Origin of the sequence: Yoonia sp., from assembly GCF_046292185.1 — a bacterium.
In the GTDB taxonomy this organism is placed as follows: domain Bacteria; phylum Pseudomonadota; class Alphaproteobacteria; order Rhodobacterales; family Rhodobacteraceae; genus Yoonia.
Map to the genome: position 1 here is coordinate 1 of NZ_JBKBQY010000001.1, position 13,021 is coordinate 13,021.

Consider the following 13,021-nt stretch of genomic DNA (forward strand, 5'->3'; position numbering starts at 1 on the left):
AACCGCGCTGACCGAGGACAAGTCGCTGAGAATCGGATGACGCTGCCAATTCACGCTGAGACGCAAACGTCCCATCGGGAAGCCTGTTCAGGATCGACGATGGGAATGGCGGAGACGAAGTCCGACAGATCTACCCCACCATAAAAAATAAAATAATTAAAACAAGTAGTTAGGATTTTTGCGTGGGGAGTTGTGCAGCAGATTGTGCAGCAATCTGTGGTCTGCGACTAGTCATTCCTAGAGAAGGTCTCTAACTCCAGCTTAGCTCAGAATAGGATCGGTGTTTTCAACATTCTGCAGCGACATACCGAAGGCCACCGTTAGCTTCCCGATGGGAAAAGCGTATGATTCGTCAAAAGATGGATCGGCTACAGCTTGTTGACGTCGTTTGAGATCCTGGCATAGACGGTTGAGGGTCACTAGCGAACCAGAAGAAATCGATTGGATACCCGCGCTGCTTCGAACCGTTCCTCTGCGTCTTCAGAATTACCCGCCAATAGTGCTTGCCAGGCCTCGGTCAGCTCAGCCCACGCCGCTGGTGCCTTAGTTTGCGCAAGTGCTAGCGAATCTGTGTTGAGGCTGATCCACACCGTTTGGCGCGGTTCAACGGCAGCAAACTGCTGCGGAACCCGCTTTCGAATGTAATAGGTAGTGCCGCGCTGGATCAATTTCATGTGATGACACTAGCGAGTCCGTCAAGCACGAGCAAGCGCATGTGCAGCAGAATGTGCAGCAGATTTGGAGCACGCATCGGTGATATTTGGTCAAATTCACAAAAAATGCTTATATAACAATTAGTTAAATGAGCATGAATTGAGGTGATCTGGCGGAGACGAAGGGATTCGAACCCTCGAGACGGTTTCCCGCCTACTCCCTTAGCAGGGGAGCGCCTTCGACCACTCGGCCACATCTCCGCCGCGGGGTCTAGCAGTAATGAAGCGCAAAGAACAAGCGGAAATTGCGCGTGAATGAGCTTTGTCCAGACGGCAGGCCATCGCGCGGGTCGGGGGTAATACGGTGACGGGGGAAAAATGTTGTCCTGCCCGGGGTGGCCGATATATCAGGCAGGAACCCCACTGCGAAAGGCCTGCCATGCAGCTGAACCTCAAACAGCTCGAAGCCTTCGTCTGGGTTGCAGATTTGCAAAGTTTCCGTGGCGCGGCTGTCCGGTTGGGCACCACGCAGCCAAATATTTCGGCCCGGATCGCCGGGCTGGAATCCGCGTTGGGGACGGTGCTGATGACACGGGATGCGGGTTCGGTGCAGCTGACCACCAAGGGGCGCGATCTGCTGACCCATGCCCGCCGGGTGCTGAATGCCACTGATGCGCTGGTTGCAGCGGCGGACCAGAAGGCCCTGATTGACGGCACCTTGCGGCTGGGCGTGACAGAGATGATCGTGCATACTTGGCTGCGCGATTATCTTCGGCGGCTTAAGACCACCTATCCCAGGCTGTCGGTCGAACTGACCGTCGATCTGTCCGTGAACCTGGAGATCATGCTGGCCGAACGCCGTATTGATCTGGCAATCCAGAACGGGCCTTTCACCCGGCTGGTCACCGGCGAAATTGATCTGGGAGCCTATGCGCTGATCTGGGTTGCCAGCCCTGAACTTGGGCTGCCACCGGTTGCCGGGCTGGACGATCTGGCCGCCCATCCGATTCTGTCCCATGCCCGCGACACCCATCTTTTTGCGCAGGTCGCTGCACATTTCTCTGGCGCGAAGGTTCTGGCGCGCCTTGTGCCGTCCAGCAATCTGGCCGCGTGCCTGCATATGACGATTGACGGGATGGGCGTGGCGAGCCTGCCCGAAGCCATGGTCAGCGATGCGCTGGCGCGCGGCGATCTTGTCCAGGTGGGCTATGGCTGGACCCCGGAACCTTTGCATTTTTATGCCCGCTACGACGTCATGCGTACCGCGCGGATCGTCGCCGATGCGGCTGATGTGGCGGCGGCGGCGGCGCGGGCCTTTGATAATAAAGTCTGATCCAATGGATCGCATAAAATAATTGGATGTGATGCGTGCAGCGGCATAGGCTGACCCCGACAAGAAAAGGGGCAGATCATGCAACAGGACATCCGCATGGGCGTCGATATCGGCGGCACATTCACCGATGTCGTGCTGGAATGCGCGGGCATCAGCCATTCCACCAAGGTGCTGACCACCTATGCCGCCCCGGAGGATGCGATCATCGTCGGGATGCACCAAGTCTGCGCCAAGGCGGGTATCAGTCCAGCGCAGATCGGTCAGATCATCCATGGTACGACCCTTGCCACCAATGCGCTGATCGAAAGGCGCGGTGCGCGCACGGCGTTGATCACAACGCAAGGATTTCGCGACGTGATCGAGATGCGCACCGAAAGCCGGTTCGAACAATATGACCTGAACCTGCGACTGCCCGAACCTTTGCTGCCGCGCCAGCACCGCTTTACTTTGGCCGAGCGTGTTGACGCCCAAGGCGAGGTTCTGATCCCGCTGGATCGCACCGAGGTAGAGGCGCTGGCGGATCAGATGGCATCTTACAATTTTGAGAGTGTCGCTATCGGCTTGATCCATGCCTATCTGAACCCCGACCACGAAAAGATGATCCGCGATGTGCTGGCCGAAAGACTGCCCGAGGTGATGGTGTCGCTGTCCAGCGAAGTTTCGCCTCAGATGCGCGAATATGAGCGGTTCAATACCACCGTCGCCAATGCCTATATCAAGCCGCTGATGAAATCCTATCTGGGCCGCCTCCGGACACGGCTGGCGCAGGAAGGGGCGGGTTGCCCGGTGTTCCTGATGCATTCCGGGGGTGGGATCATCAGCATCGAAAATGCTGCCGAATTTCCCGTGCGGCTGGTTGAATCCGGTCCCGCCGGGGGCGCTGTTTTCGCCGCCCATATCGCGGCGCGTTATGGGTTGGGCAAGATTCTGTCTTTTGACATGGGGGGCACCACCGCGAAGATATGCCTGATCAAGAACCAGACACCCAAAACCGCCCGCGTGTTTGAGGTGGCGCGCAGCTATCGGTTCAAAAAAGGGTCCGGCATGCCTATTTCGATTCCGGTGATTGACATGGTCGAGATCGGGGCAGGGGGCGGCAGTCTCGCCCATGTCGATGCGATGCGCCAGATCAGGGTCGGCCCGGAAAGCGCGGGGTCTGAACCGGGCCCCGCCTGTTACGGGCGCGGCGGGACCAGGCCTGCGGTGACGGATGCCGATCTGATGCTGGGCAAACTTGACCCTGACAATTTTGCCGGCGGGTCGATCAAGTTGAACAAAGATTCGTCCGAGGCGGCCCTGACAGATCTGGGCGCGTCCCTAGACATGGATGCCATCACTGCCGCTTATGGCCTGACGGAAGTGGTGGACGAGAATATGGCGAATGCCGCCCGTGTTCACGCGGTCGAGAACGGCGAGGATCTGGCTGATTACACGATGATCGCCTTCGGCGGTGCCGCCCCCCTGCACGCAGGGCGGTTGTGTGAAAAACTGGGCGTTGCGCGCTTGCTGGTGCCCGCCGGGGCCGGTGTCGGCTCTGCGATCGGGTTTCTGCGCGCGCCCTTCAGTTTCGAAGCGACCCGCAGCGTTTACATGAAACTATCAGATTTCGCCCCTGCTAGCGTGCGCGACCTGCTGTCCGATCTGGCGGCAGAGGCGACGGCATTCGTGCATGGCTGCGACGGCGTGGCCCCGATTGAGGCGCAATACAAGGTCTACATGCGCTACACTGGCCAAGGCTGGGAAATTCCGGTCAGTCTTACGGCAGATCAGGCAACCAAGCCCGACGGCGCAACCTTTCAGGAGCTGTTCGAGGCGGATTATGAAAGCCTGTTTGGTCGCAAGGTTGCCGGGATGGATATCGAAATCACCGTCTGGGCGGTCAACGCCACCACGGCCAGCGCTGACGCCACGGCTTTGCCGAAAACACCCCACGGGACTGCGGTGACGGGTAATGCCAGCCGCGCCTTGTTCGACCCTGCCCTGGCGCGCATCACTGATGCGCAGATCGTGCCGCGTGCCAGCCTTGCCCCCGGCGACCATGTCAAAGGTCCCGCGCTGATCACCGAGGATGAAACCACAATCGTCATTCCCGCCAGCCGTCAGGCCATGGCGCGCCCCGACGGCACCATTGACATCACGGAGATACGCGCATGAGCCAGGTCGCAAATCAAGTCATGTGGAACCGCCTGATTTCCATTGTCGAGGAACAGGCACAAGCGCTGGTCCGCACCGCCTTTTCCACCTCTGTGCGCGAAGCGGGCGATCTATCCGCCGGCGTCTATAATGCCGACGGGCTGATGCTGGCGCAGGCGGTGACGGGGACGCCGGGCCATGTCAACGCGATGGCCGATGCCGTGCCGCATTTCATCCGCCGGATCGGGCGCGACACAATGCGTGAAGGCGATGTCTATATCACCAACGATCCTTGGGAGGGCACCGGCCACCTGCATGATTTCACCATGGTGACCCCGGCGTTTTATCAGGGACGTCATGCCGGGTTCTTTGCCTGCACCGCCCATGTCGTCGATGTCGGCGGTCGCGGTTTCGGGGCTGATGCGGCCAGCGTCTACGAAGAAGGCATCCATATTCCGATCATGCGTTTCGCCGATGCGGGCCGGGTGGATGACACGCTGATCGCGATTATCCGGGGCAATGTGCGCGAACCGGATCAGGTGGTGGGCGATCTCTATGCGCTCGCGACCTGCAACGAGATTGGCCAACGGCGGTTGGCAGAAATGATGGCGGAATTCAGCTTGCATGATCTGGGCGGGATCAGTGATTTCATCCTGACCAATTCGCGCCGCGCGACGCTGGAACGGATCGCCGCTTTGCCGCGCGACAGCGCCACTGGCGCGATGCGGATCGACGGGTTCGACACGCCCATCGACCTTTGCGTCAGCCTGACGATTGAAGCGGACCGGATCATCTGCGATTTCGCTGGCACCTCGGGCATCGACAAAAAGGGCATTAACGTGCCTCTGGTCTATACCAAGGCCTATGCCTGCTACGCATTGAAATGCGCGATTGCGCCCGAGATTCCGAATAACGCCGCATCCCTCGCCCCGTTCGAGATTGCGGCACCAGAAGGCAGCATCGTTAACGCGGTGCACCCCGCGCCCGTGGCCCTGCGCCACATCATCGGGCATATGATCCCCGACACGGTCTATGATGCGCTAGACAAGATCCTGCCCGCGACGGTCCCTGCCGAAGGGGCGGGTTGCCTGTGCAACTTTCAGGTGAGCCTGCGCCCGACATCAGGGCTGGGGCGCAGGGCAGAGGTGCTGGCCTTCAATTCCGGCGGTGCGGGCGCGCGGCCATCGGTGGACGGTCTGAACGCCACCGCCTTTCCGTCCGGTGTGATGACCATGCCGGTCGAGGCGACCGAACATACCGGCCCGGTGATCATCTGGCGCAAGGAATTACGGCCCGACAGCGGCGGGGCGGGCCAGTTTCGTGGCGGTCTGGGGCAATATATGGAGGTTGGACCCGCCGCAGGGTTTGAGGCTGATTTTTCCGCCATGTTCGACCGTGTGGATCATCCCGCGCGCGGGCGGCAGGGGGGCGCAGACGGTGCGGCGACCACGATTGCGCTGGACGATGGTAGTATGATGCGGGGCAAGGGCAAGCAATTCGTCCCCGCAGGCGGGCGCGTGATCCTTGGGCTGCCGGGGGGGGCCGGCTATGGCGATTCTGCCCGTCGCGATCCCGCTTTGGTCAAGCGCGATCTTGCGCGCGGCTATATTTCTGCAAAAGCTGCAATGCGCGACTACGGTCTGTCCGAGACCGATATCGCCGCCGTTCAGACACAGGTCACCACCGGAGAAACCGACTGATGCAGCGCCCCGCGAAAATCAGCTATGACGTGGTCATCATCGGCGGCGCGATGCTTGGGTCGTCGGTCGCGTGGTTCCTCACGGATAATCCCGATTTCGATGGATCAATCCTCGTCGTGGAACGCGATCCGACCTATGCGCAGGCCGCGACATCGCTGACCAATTCCTGCATCCGCCAGCAGTTCAGCGCCGCAATCAATGTGCAGATTTCGCAGTTCGGCGCGGAGTTCGTCAAGAATTTCCCGCGTTACATGGGTAACGATCCCCGCGTGCCGCAGCCGCGCCTGCATAGTTTCGGTTATCTCTATCTGGCCGATACACCCGCATTTGCTGCGGCCTTGCACGATGCGCAGGCTTTGCAGGCGGCCTGCGGTGCGGGTACGAAACACATGACACGCGATGAAATCGCCGCCGCCTATCCCTTCTATCAACTCGACGATATCATCGCGGGCAACCATAATCTGGTCGATGAAGGCTATTTCGACGGTAACACCCTGTTCGACTGGTGGCGGCGGTCCGCGCGCGAACGCGGCGTGGAATATGTGGCGAACGAGGTCATAGCCATCGCTCGCGATACCAGCGGCAGCAAGGTGCAAAGCGTGACGCTGGCTACTGGCGAAACCATCGCCTGTGGCACTGTCGTCAATGCCGCCGGCACACGCGGTGCTCAGGTGGCGGCCATGGCGGGGATCACCATTCCGGTGGAGCCGCGCAAGCGCTATACTTTCATCTTCGAGGCGGCCCGGCCGCTCGACCGTGACCTGCCGTTGACGATCGACCCGTCAGGGGTGCACGTTCGCACCGACGGGCAGTATTACATGGCCGGTTGCAAGCCCGAGGATGATCGCCCCGTCGATCCCGATGATTTCGCCGAGGATCACGCGATCTGGGAAGATCACGTCTGGCCCATTATCGCCACGCGCATCCCGCAGTTCGAGGCGATCAAACTGCGCAATTCATGGGCGGGGCATTATGATTACAACACGCTCGACCAGAACGCGATTGCCGGGCCACATACCAAGGTGGGCAATTTTATCTTGCTGAATGGCTTTTCCGGGCACGGTTTCCAGCAATCCCCTGCAATGGGGCGCGGGATGGCGGAATGGATCGCCTATGGTGAATACCGCACGCTTAACTTGACCCCGTTCAGCTATGCCCGCATCGAAAAAGGTGAAAGCTTCATCGAAAAAGCGGTGATCTGATCCGATAGAAAGGAAATATCATGAAGAAACTTGTCCTGACAGGGGCCGCCGGCCGCCTTGGGTCCTATCTGCGCGAACCGCTGACACGGATGTGTGATCAGCTTGTCTCTACCGATATCATCGACGATATCGGCAAACTTTATGAGGGCGAGACATACACACAGGCCGATCTGACCGATCTGGCCGCGATGGAAAAGGTAATGCAAGGTGCCGATATGGTCGCGCATTTCGGGGCCATTGGCGACGAGGCACCTTGGGACGATATCCTGCAATCCAACATCATCGGCGCCTATAACGTCTGGGAAGCCGCCTATCGCAACGGTGTCAAGCGGGTGGTCTATGCCAGCTCTGTTCATGCCGTCGGTATGCATCTGAAGACCGACACGATCGGGCTAGATGCACCGCACAGGCCTGACACATATTATGGTCTGGCGAAGTGCTTTGCCGAGGATCTGGCCAGTTTGTATTGGGATAAACGTGGGGTCGAATCGGTCTGTATGCGCATCTTTTCCTGCGCGCAGGCGACGAATGCCCGCAGCATCGGCACATGGTTGTCCTACGATGACCTGATTCACTTGGTGGAACGATCCATCGACAACCCTGTCGTGGGGTTCACCAAGGTCTGGGGGATTTCGAACAACGATCGTGCGGTAGTGGACAACAGCAAGGCCGGACATCTGGGTTACCGACCGAAGGACAATGCCGAGCAATTCGCCAAGGATGTGTTCGCCAAAACGCCGCCGTTGGATAACAAGGACCTTGCCAACCTGTGTATCGGGGGGCCGTTCGCCACGGTCGAGCTTGGCAATTCCGGCGTCGCGGCGCTGGGTGTGGTCAACGACAAGAAAACCACCTGAGTGCTGGGCGCGGTCACGTCTTGGCGGACCGCGCCACCCACATCCCTGCAAGGATCAGCGCGACACCCAAAATGCGCGCCCAGCCATTGCCCGCTGTCCCCATAATGATGTCAATCACCACGCCAGAGATCATTTGTCCCGCAATGATCAGCAGTGCCGTTTGCGCCGCCCCGATTCGCGGGATCAGCCAAGAGCCTGCGGCGATGAACATAAAGCCAATCGGGCCGCCCAGATAGGCCCACCAAGGCGCGTCCTGCGGCGATCCTGCAAACAGTCCGCCGAACACCAAGGCAGCCAGCGTGACGAACGCCAGCCCGATGCAGTGATTCCAGAACGACGATTCCCACGCCGAGGTTGACAGCGCCAGCCGCCCGTTGATCTGGCGTGGCAGCGACACCAGCACGCCCGCCAGCACAGCCAAAGCGGCAAAGATGATCATGTCGCACTGCCGAAGAATATGAGCACCAGACTGCCCGCGATGATCAGCCCGAGCGCCAGAAAGTCGCCTGCTCTGGGCATTCTTTGCGGCAAACCGAACAGGCCGCGCATGTCCGCGAACAGGCTGAATACCATCTGCCCGGCAAGCCCCAGCGCGATTGTACCGGACAGGGCCAGCGCCGTATTCATGGTCGCAGAGGTGAGCATGACAGTCACACCCCCCGCAATCCCACCCAGATAGGCCCAAAGCGGCGGGCGGACCGCGCTCGCGCGTCGGGGCCGTAGCGCGAGTAGAATGATGATGGCAAGCAGCGTTCCCGTCAAATGCGGCACCCACGACGCAAACAACAAGGATCCATAGGCTGCCAATGTGCCGTTGAACAAGACCATCAAGGACAACAGACCTCCAGCACCGAAGGCGGCGGCAAAATATATCAGGCGCGGGGCAGGGGCGAGATCAGACATGCGAAACTTGTTTCCGTTCGCGCAGGAAAAGGCAATTGCTGCCCGCATGCTGCACCAAGAATCGTCGCGGACGGGGGAAAAGGTGGGACAGCAATCACGCACCGATACACGCCGGCACATTCAGCAGCCGATGCGCGCATTGCCTAGTGCAGGGCGCAACATGCGGCGCTTTTCAAGCGTACAAAACAAACACAATACTCATAAACCAAACAACGCGATAGAAAACGTTTTTGCTGTCCCGCCGTCCCAATGACAGGCAGTTGTGGTGAGAATTTGTCAGAAACCGCGTATTTCTGCGACGGCGGCCATAAAGCGCCCGTTGACATCCCCCAGGCAGGTCTGTAGCAGCCCGTTTCATTGGTGTTGGTGGACCGCGCAAGCGGAACCCTGTCGGCGTGGCAAAATCCACGTAAAGGACAACGCCCTTCGCAACTGAATGAAGGAGATCAGCGTATGACAAAGCGTACTGCTGCCAAATACAAAATTGACCGCCGGATGGGTGAAAACATCTGGGGCCGCCCGAAATCCCCCGTCAACCGCCGTGAATACGGCCCCGGCCAGCACGGTCAGCGCCGCAAGGGCAAATTGTCCGATTTCGGCACCCAGCTGCGCGCCAAGCAAAAGCTGAAGGGTTACTACGGCGACCTGACCGAAAAGCAGTTCCGCCGGATTTACGCCGAAGCCGAACGCGTCAAGGGCGACACCGGTGAAAACCTTATCGGTCTGCTGGAACGCCGGCTGGATGCCGTGGTCTACCGCGCGAAATTTGTGCCGACTGTCTGGGCGGCCCGTCAGTTCGTGAACCACGGCCATGTGACCGTGAACGGCCAGCGCGTGAACATCCCTTCTTACCGCGTGAAAGAGGGCGATGTGATCGAAGTTCGTCAGAAATCCAAGCAATTGGAAATCGTTCTGGTCGCGGCACAATTGCCAGAGCGTGACGTGCCTGACTACATGGAAGTCGATCACAACAAGATGGTTGCGACCTTCGTGCGCACACCGACCCTGGGCGATGTGCCTTATCCGGTGACGATGGAACCGAACCTCGTGGTCGAATTCTACGCCAAGAACTGATTTTACTGCGCATATGTTGCAGTTCTGGAAGGCCGTCCCTTGGGGCGGCCTTTTGCTTTGATGCTACCTGTCTGAACTTTGGAAAGCCCTGATGCCTCAGGCAGGAGAATCTGAACAAAGCGAGGAAACCTTCCCCGCGGGGAAGCTCAAAGTCTTCGTCTGCTTGAGGGCGCATCATTGTGGGGTGCCGTGCGCTGCGTGCACATATTCTTAATCTCTTGATCCACGGATTGTCTTGTCTCTGGTCACGGCTCTGTCGCGGCGTTAGAACGGCCCTGATTTCATACGGAAGACCTGATCATGGCGAACGGCATTCGACCCCAACCCGGCATTATGGATATCGCGCTTTATGTCGGTGGGGCGTCGCAATTGGCAGGGCAGAGCAACGTGCTCAAGCTGTCGTCGAACGAAAACCCGCTGGGGGCAAGCCCCGCCGCGATGCAGGCCTTTGCGCGTGCCGCACATGATCTGCACCGCTATCCGTCCACCGATCATGCGGCGTTGCGCGTAGCAATCGGGGATGTCTGGGGCGTTGATCCGGCGCGCGTCATCTGTGGGGTGGGGTCGGGCGAGATCCTGAAACTGCTGGCAGAAGCCTATGCCGGACCGGGCGATGAGGTGGTTTTCACCGAACACGGGTTTTCGATGTATCCGATCTATGCCCACGCCTGCGGGGCGACGCCCGTGGTGGTGCCGGAACGTGATCGCATGGTCGATGTTGATGCCATCCTTGCCGCCTGTACCGACAAGACCCGGCTGGTTTATCTTGCTAACCCCGCCAACCCTACCGGCACCATGATCCCCGAGGCGGAGGTCGCACGACTTGCCGCAGGCCTGCCGCCGCAGGCGCTGCTGGCTCTTGACGGCGCCTATGCCGAATTTGTCGCAGATTACGATGCGGGCCGTGCGCTGGTCGAAGCGCGTGACAATGTCATCATGAGCAGGACCTTTTCCAAGATCTACGGCTTGGGCGGTCTGCGCATCGGATGGGCTTACGGTCCGCAGGCCGTGATCGACGTGCTCAACCGGTTGCGCGGTCCGTTCAACCTGTCCGCTGCCGCCCTTGCCGCCGCCGAAGCCGCAATGCGTGATACTGCCCATACCGACCGCTGCCGCATTGAAAATGCCCGCTGGCGCGACTGGCTGGCTGCTGGACTGGCTGAGCTGGGGGTGCCGTCCGATCCGTCCAGCGCCAATTTCATCCTTGCCCGTTTCGCCAGCCCGGCCGAGGCGCAGGCCTGCGATGTCTATCTGCAATCGCAGGGTATCATCGTCCGGCAGGTGGCAGGATACGGCCTGCCGCATTGCCTGCGCATCACCGTGGGCGACGAATCCGCCTGCCGCCGTGTGGTTCATGCCGTCGCGCAATTCAAAGGGTCGCGCTGATGGCAGTGATCTATGACAAGGTCGCGCTGATCGGGCTGGGGCTGATCGCGTCTTCCATGTGCCACGCGATAAGGCGTGGCGGTCTGGCGCGCCAGATCAGCGGCTATGCGCGATCCCCCGAGAGCCGTGCCATCGCGCGCGAGATCGGGCTATGTGATGTGGTGACCGACACGGCGGTCGAGGCTGTAACAGATGCCGATCTGGTCGTGCTTTGTGTCCCGGTCGGCGCGATGGAATCTGTCGCGCGAGAGATTGCACCTCATCTCAAATCGGGGGCCACGCTCAGTGATGTCGGATCGGTCAAGCGCACGGTGATCGAACTGGTTGGACCTTTGGTGCCCGAAGGTGTGCATTTCATCCCCGCCCACCCGCTCGCGGGGACAGAGCATTCCGGGCCGAGGTCGGGCTTTGCGGAATTGTTCGACAACCGGTTCTGCATTCTGGTGCCGGTGGCAGGGACCGACCCTGCCGAGGTCGCGCGTCTGGCCAATCTGTGGCGCGGGATCGGCAGCAATGTCGATGAAATGGACGCGGATCACCATGATCTCGTACTGGCCGTCACCAGCCATACGCCACATCTGATCGCCTACACGATGGTCGGCGTTGCCGATGAATTGCGCCGGGTAACGGATAGCGAAGTGATCAAATATTCCGCTGCCGGCTTCCGGGATTTCACCCGCATCGCGGCCTCGGATCCGACCATGTGGCGTGATGTGTTCTTGCACAACAAAGAAGCTACGCTGGAAATCCTTGGCCGCTTTACCGAGGAATTATTCGCGCTGCAACGCGCGATCCGGCTGGGCGACGGAGATCATCTTCACGCCTATTTCACCCGCACGCGGTCGATCCGCCGGTCTATCATCGAGGCGGGGCAGGATACCGACGCCCCCGACTTTGGCCGCAAACCGGCAGCAAAACGGGAATGATGCGCGCGTTTGCCATCGGTTTTGCCCTTTTGGTCAGCCCTTTGACAGCGCAGGATGTGGGCGAAGAGGCAGACACCGCAGTCGCGGCAACTGTCCTGCGCCCCGTCGCGCGGCCTGAGACCAATAGCGACAGCCTGCCCGAACTTGCCGTACGGGACACCAGCACAAGCGCTGTCCAGGAATCGCTGCGCCCGGTGCCCCGCCCCGCCGGCATCGGTGCGGTTGCCGCAGAACAACAGCTTGCCCGCCAGCGTGGCCAGATTTGCGGTGATGTCGCGCTGCAGGGTCAGGTACTGGGCACGGTAGAGGGACCGGGGGCCTGTGGTGTCACCGACGCGGTCCGCGTGAAGGCGGTTGCCGGGGTGACGCTGGTGCCACAGGCAACGATGGATTGCGGCACCGCCGAGGCCCTGAAGGACTGGGTGACCGAAGGTGCCATGCCTGCAATCGGCGATCTGGGCGGCGGCATCAACAGCCTGCGCGTCGGATCGCATTACGCCTGCCGCAATCGCAACAATGCGTCGAGTGGGCGAATGTCGGAACACGCGCTGGGACGCGCGATCGATATCGCCGCGATCGGCCTGCGCGATGGCAGCGATATCACCGTGCTGCGGGGATGGGACGACGCAGCCTATGGGCCGCTGTTGCGCCGCATGTGGCGCGCGGCCTGCGGGCCTTTCGGGACTGTCCTTGGCCCCGAGGCCAACCGGTTTCACCTTGACCATTTCCATTTCGACACAGCGCAGTATCGCCGTGGTACCTATTGCCGCTGATCACGGGTTTACCCTGCGTGGCTTGGGTTCTATAAGCGCGGTCATGACCAGCATGATGATCCTACGCATTACTTGCCCGGC

Annotated in this window: 12 protein-coding genes and 1 tRNA gene; 9 read left to right on the forward strand and 4 right to left on the reverse strand. The window is 60.2% G+C overall.

What is annotated here, in order from left to right; all coding sequences use genetic code 11:
* Window positions 1-419: 419 nt before the first annotated feature.
* Both ACK4TM_RS00005 and ACK4TM_RS00010 read right to left on the reverse strand, forming a co-directional pair.
* A complete protein-coding gene (locus ACK4TM_RS00005; protein WP_409694773.1) occupies window positions 420-674 on the reverse strand; it encodes a DUF6538 domain-containing protein in 255 nt (84 codons plus the stop codon).
* 150 nt (window positions 675-824) lie between these two features.
* Window positions 825-914, reverse strand: a tRNA-Ser gene (locus tag ACK4TM_RS00010).
* A 178-nt stretch (window positions 915-1,092) separates the two neighbouring features.
* On the opposite strand from ACK4TM_RS00010, the gene ACK4TM_RS00015 reads away from it, so the two are divergent.
* The 5 genes from ACK4TM_RS00015 (at window position 1,093) to ACK4TM_RS00035 (ending at window position 7,878) form a co-directional block, all read left to right on the forward strand.
* Window positions 1,093-1,986 carry a LysR family transcriptional regulator gene (locus ACK4TM_RS00015; RefSeq protein ID WP_409694776.1) on the forward strand — a complete coding sequence of 298 codons (894 nt, stop codon included), beginning with the start codon at window positions 1,093-1,095 and terminating at the stop codon, window positions 1,984-1,986.
* A gap of 78 nt (window positions 1,987-2,064) precedes the next feature.
* Window positions 2,065-4,140: a hydantoinase/oxoprolinase family protein gene (locus ACK4TM_RS00020; protein ID WP_409694779.1), complete on the forward strand. Its 2,076-nt coding sequence runs from the start codon at window positions 2,065-2,067 to the stop codon at window positions 4,138-4,140.
* The gene (locus ACK4TM_RS00025; protein WP_409694782.1) at window positions 4,137-5,819 is read left to right on the forward strand and encodes a hydantoinase B/oxoprolinase family protein; all 1,683 of its coding nucleotides are present in this window, start codon (window positions 4,137-4,139) and stop codon (window positions 5,817-5,819) included. The genes ACK4TM_RS00020 and ACK4TM_RS00025 overlap by 4 nt, the downstream gene beginning before the upstream one ends.
* Window positions 5,819-7,021, forward strand: a complete 1,203-nt coding sequence (locus tag ACK4TM_RS00030) for an NAD(P)/FAD-dependent oxidoreductase (protein ID WP_409694785.1) — start codon at window positions 5,819-5,821, stop codon at window positions 7,019-7,021. Before ACK4TM_RS00025 ends, ACK4TM_RS00030 begins: the two co-directional genes overlap by 1 nt.
* Before the next feature lie 20 nt (window positions 7,022-7,041).
* On the forward strand, window positions 7,042-7,878 hold the full coding sequence (locus tag ACK4TM_RS00035) for an NAD-dependent epimerase/dehydratase family protein (RefSeq protein WP_409694788.1): 837 nt from the start codon (window positions 7,042-7,044) through the stop codon (window positions 7,876-7,878).
* Window positions 7,879-7,891: 13 nt separating this feature from the next.
* Here the strand turns inward: ACK4TM_RS00035 and ACK4TM_RS00040 are convergent, their stop codons facing one another.
* Together ACK4TM_RS00040 and ACK4TM_RS00045 are read right to left on the reverse strand one after the other, a co-directional pair.
* On the reverse strand, window positions 7,892-8,317 hold the full coding sequence (locus ACK4TM_RS00040; RefSeq protein WP_409694791.1) for a DMT family transporter: 426 nt from the start codon (window positions 8,315-8,317) through the stop codon (window positions 7,892-7,894).
* Window positions 8,314-8,781: a DMT family transporter gene (locus ACK4TM_RS00045; RefSeq protein WP_409694794.1), complete on the reverse strand. Its 468-nt coding sequence runs from the start codon at window positions 8,779-8,781 to the stop codon at window positions 8,314-8,316. The genes ACK4TM_RS00040 and ACK4TM_RS00045 overlap by 4 nt, the downstream gene beginning before the upstream one ends.
* Before the next feature lie 453 nt (window positions 8,782-9,234).
* Between ACK4TM_RS00045 and rpsD the strand changes: the two genes are divergently transcribed.
* The 4 genes from rpsD to ACK4TM_RS00065 all read left to right on the forward strand — a co-directional run bounded on the left by rpsD (window position 9,235) and on the right by ACK4TM_RS00065 (window position 12,940).
* The gene (gene rpsD / locus ACK4TM_RS00050; RefSeq protein ID WP_409694797.1) at window positions 9,235-9,855 is read left to right on the forward strand and encodes a 30S ribosomal protein S4; all 621 of its coding nucleotides are present in this window, start codon (window positions 9,235-9,237) and stop codon (window positions 9,853-9,855) included.
* A gap of 300 nt (window positions 9,856-10,155) precedes the next feature.
* The gene (gene hisC, locus ACK4TM_RS00055) at window positions 10,156-11,241 is read left to right on the forward strand and encodes a histidinol-phosphate transaminase (RefSeq protein WP_409694800.1); all 1,086 of its coding nucleotides are present in this window, start codon (window positions 10,156-10,158) and stop codon (window positions 11,239-11,241) included.
* Entirely contained in the window at window positions 11,241-12,167 is a 927-nt protein-coding gene (locus tag ACK4TM_RS00060) for a prephenate/arogenate dehydrogenase family protein (protein ID WP_409694803.1), read from the forward strand. Before hisC ends, ACK4TM_RS00060 begins: the two co-directional genes overlap by 1 nt.
* Window positions 12,164-12,940 carry an extensin family protein gene (locus ACK4TM_RS00065; protein WP_409694806.1) on the forward strand — a complete coding sequence of 259 codons (777 nt, stop codon included), beginning with the start codon at window positions 12,164-12,166 and terminating at the stop codon, window positions 12,938-12,940. The genes ACK4TM_RS00060 and ACK4TM_RS00065 overlap by 4 nt, the downstream gene beginning before the upstream one ends.
* Window positions 12,941-13,021: the final 81 nt, after the last annotated feature.

Bases quoted from the DNA above. Each gene is read 5' to 3' on its own strand.
- ACK4TM_RS00035 (WP_409694788.1), top strand. From the start codon at position 7,042: ATGAAGAAACTTGTCCTGACAGGGGCCGCCGGCCGCCTTGGGTCCTAT.
- ACK4TM_RS00020 (WP_409694779.1), top strand. From the start codon at position 2,065: ATGCAACAGGACATCCGCATGGGCGTCGATATCGGCGGCACATTCACC.
- ACK4TM_RS00015 (WP_409694776.1), top strand. From the start codon at position 1,093: ATGCAGCTGAACCTCAAACAGCTCGAAGCCTTCGTCTGGGTTGCAGAT.
- ACK4TM_RS00060 (WP_409694803.1), top strand. From the start codon at position 11,241: ATGGCAGTGATCTATGACAAGGTCGCGCTGATCGGGCTGGGGCTGATC.
- rpsD (WP_409694797.1), top strand. From the start codon at position 9,235: ATGACAAAGCGTACTGCTGCCAAATACAAAATTGACCGCCGGATGGGT.
- hisC (WP_409694800.1), top strand. From the start codon at position 10,156: ATGGCGAACGGCATTCGACCCCAACCCGGCATTATGGATATCGCGCTT.
- ACK4TM_RS00025 (WP_409694782.1), top strand. From the start codon at position 4,137: ATGAGCCAGGTCGCAAATCAAGTCATGTGGAACCGCCTGATTTCCATT.
- ACK4TM_RS00005 (WP_409694773.1), bottom strand. From the start codon at position 674: ATGAAATTGATCCAGCGCGGCACTACCTATTACATTCGAAAGCGGGTT.
- ACK4TM_RS00045 (WP_409694794.1), bottom strand. From the start codon at position 8,781: ATGTCTGATCTCGCCCCTGCCCCGCGCCTGATATATTTTGCCGCCGCC.
- ACK4TM_RS00030 (WP_409694785.1), top strand. From the start codon at position 5,819: ATGCAGCGCCCCGCGAAAATCAGCTATGACGTGGTCATCATCGGCGGC.
- ACK4TM_RS00065 (WP_409694806.1), top strand. From the start codon at position 12,164: ATGATGCGCGCGTTTGCCATCGGTTTTGCCCTTTTGGTCAGCCCTTTG.
- ACK4TM_RS00040 (WP_409694791.1), bottom strand. From the start codon at position 8,317: ATGATCATCTTTGCCGCTTTGGCTGTGCTGGCGGGCGTGCTGGTGTCG.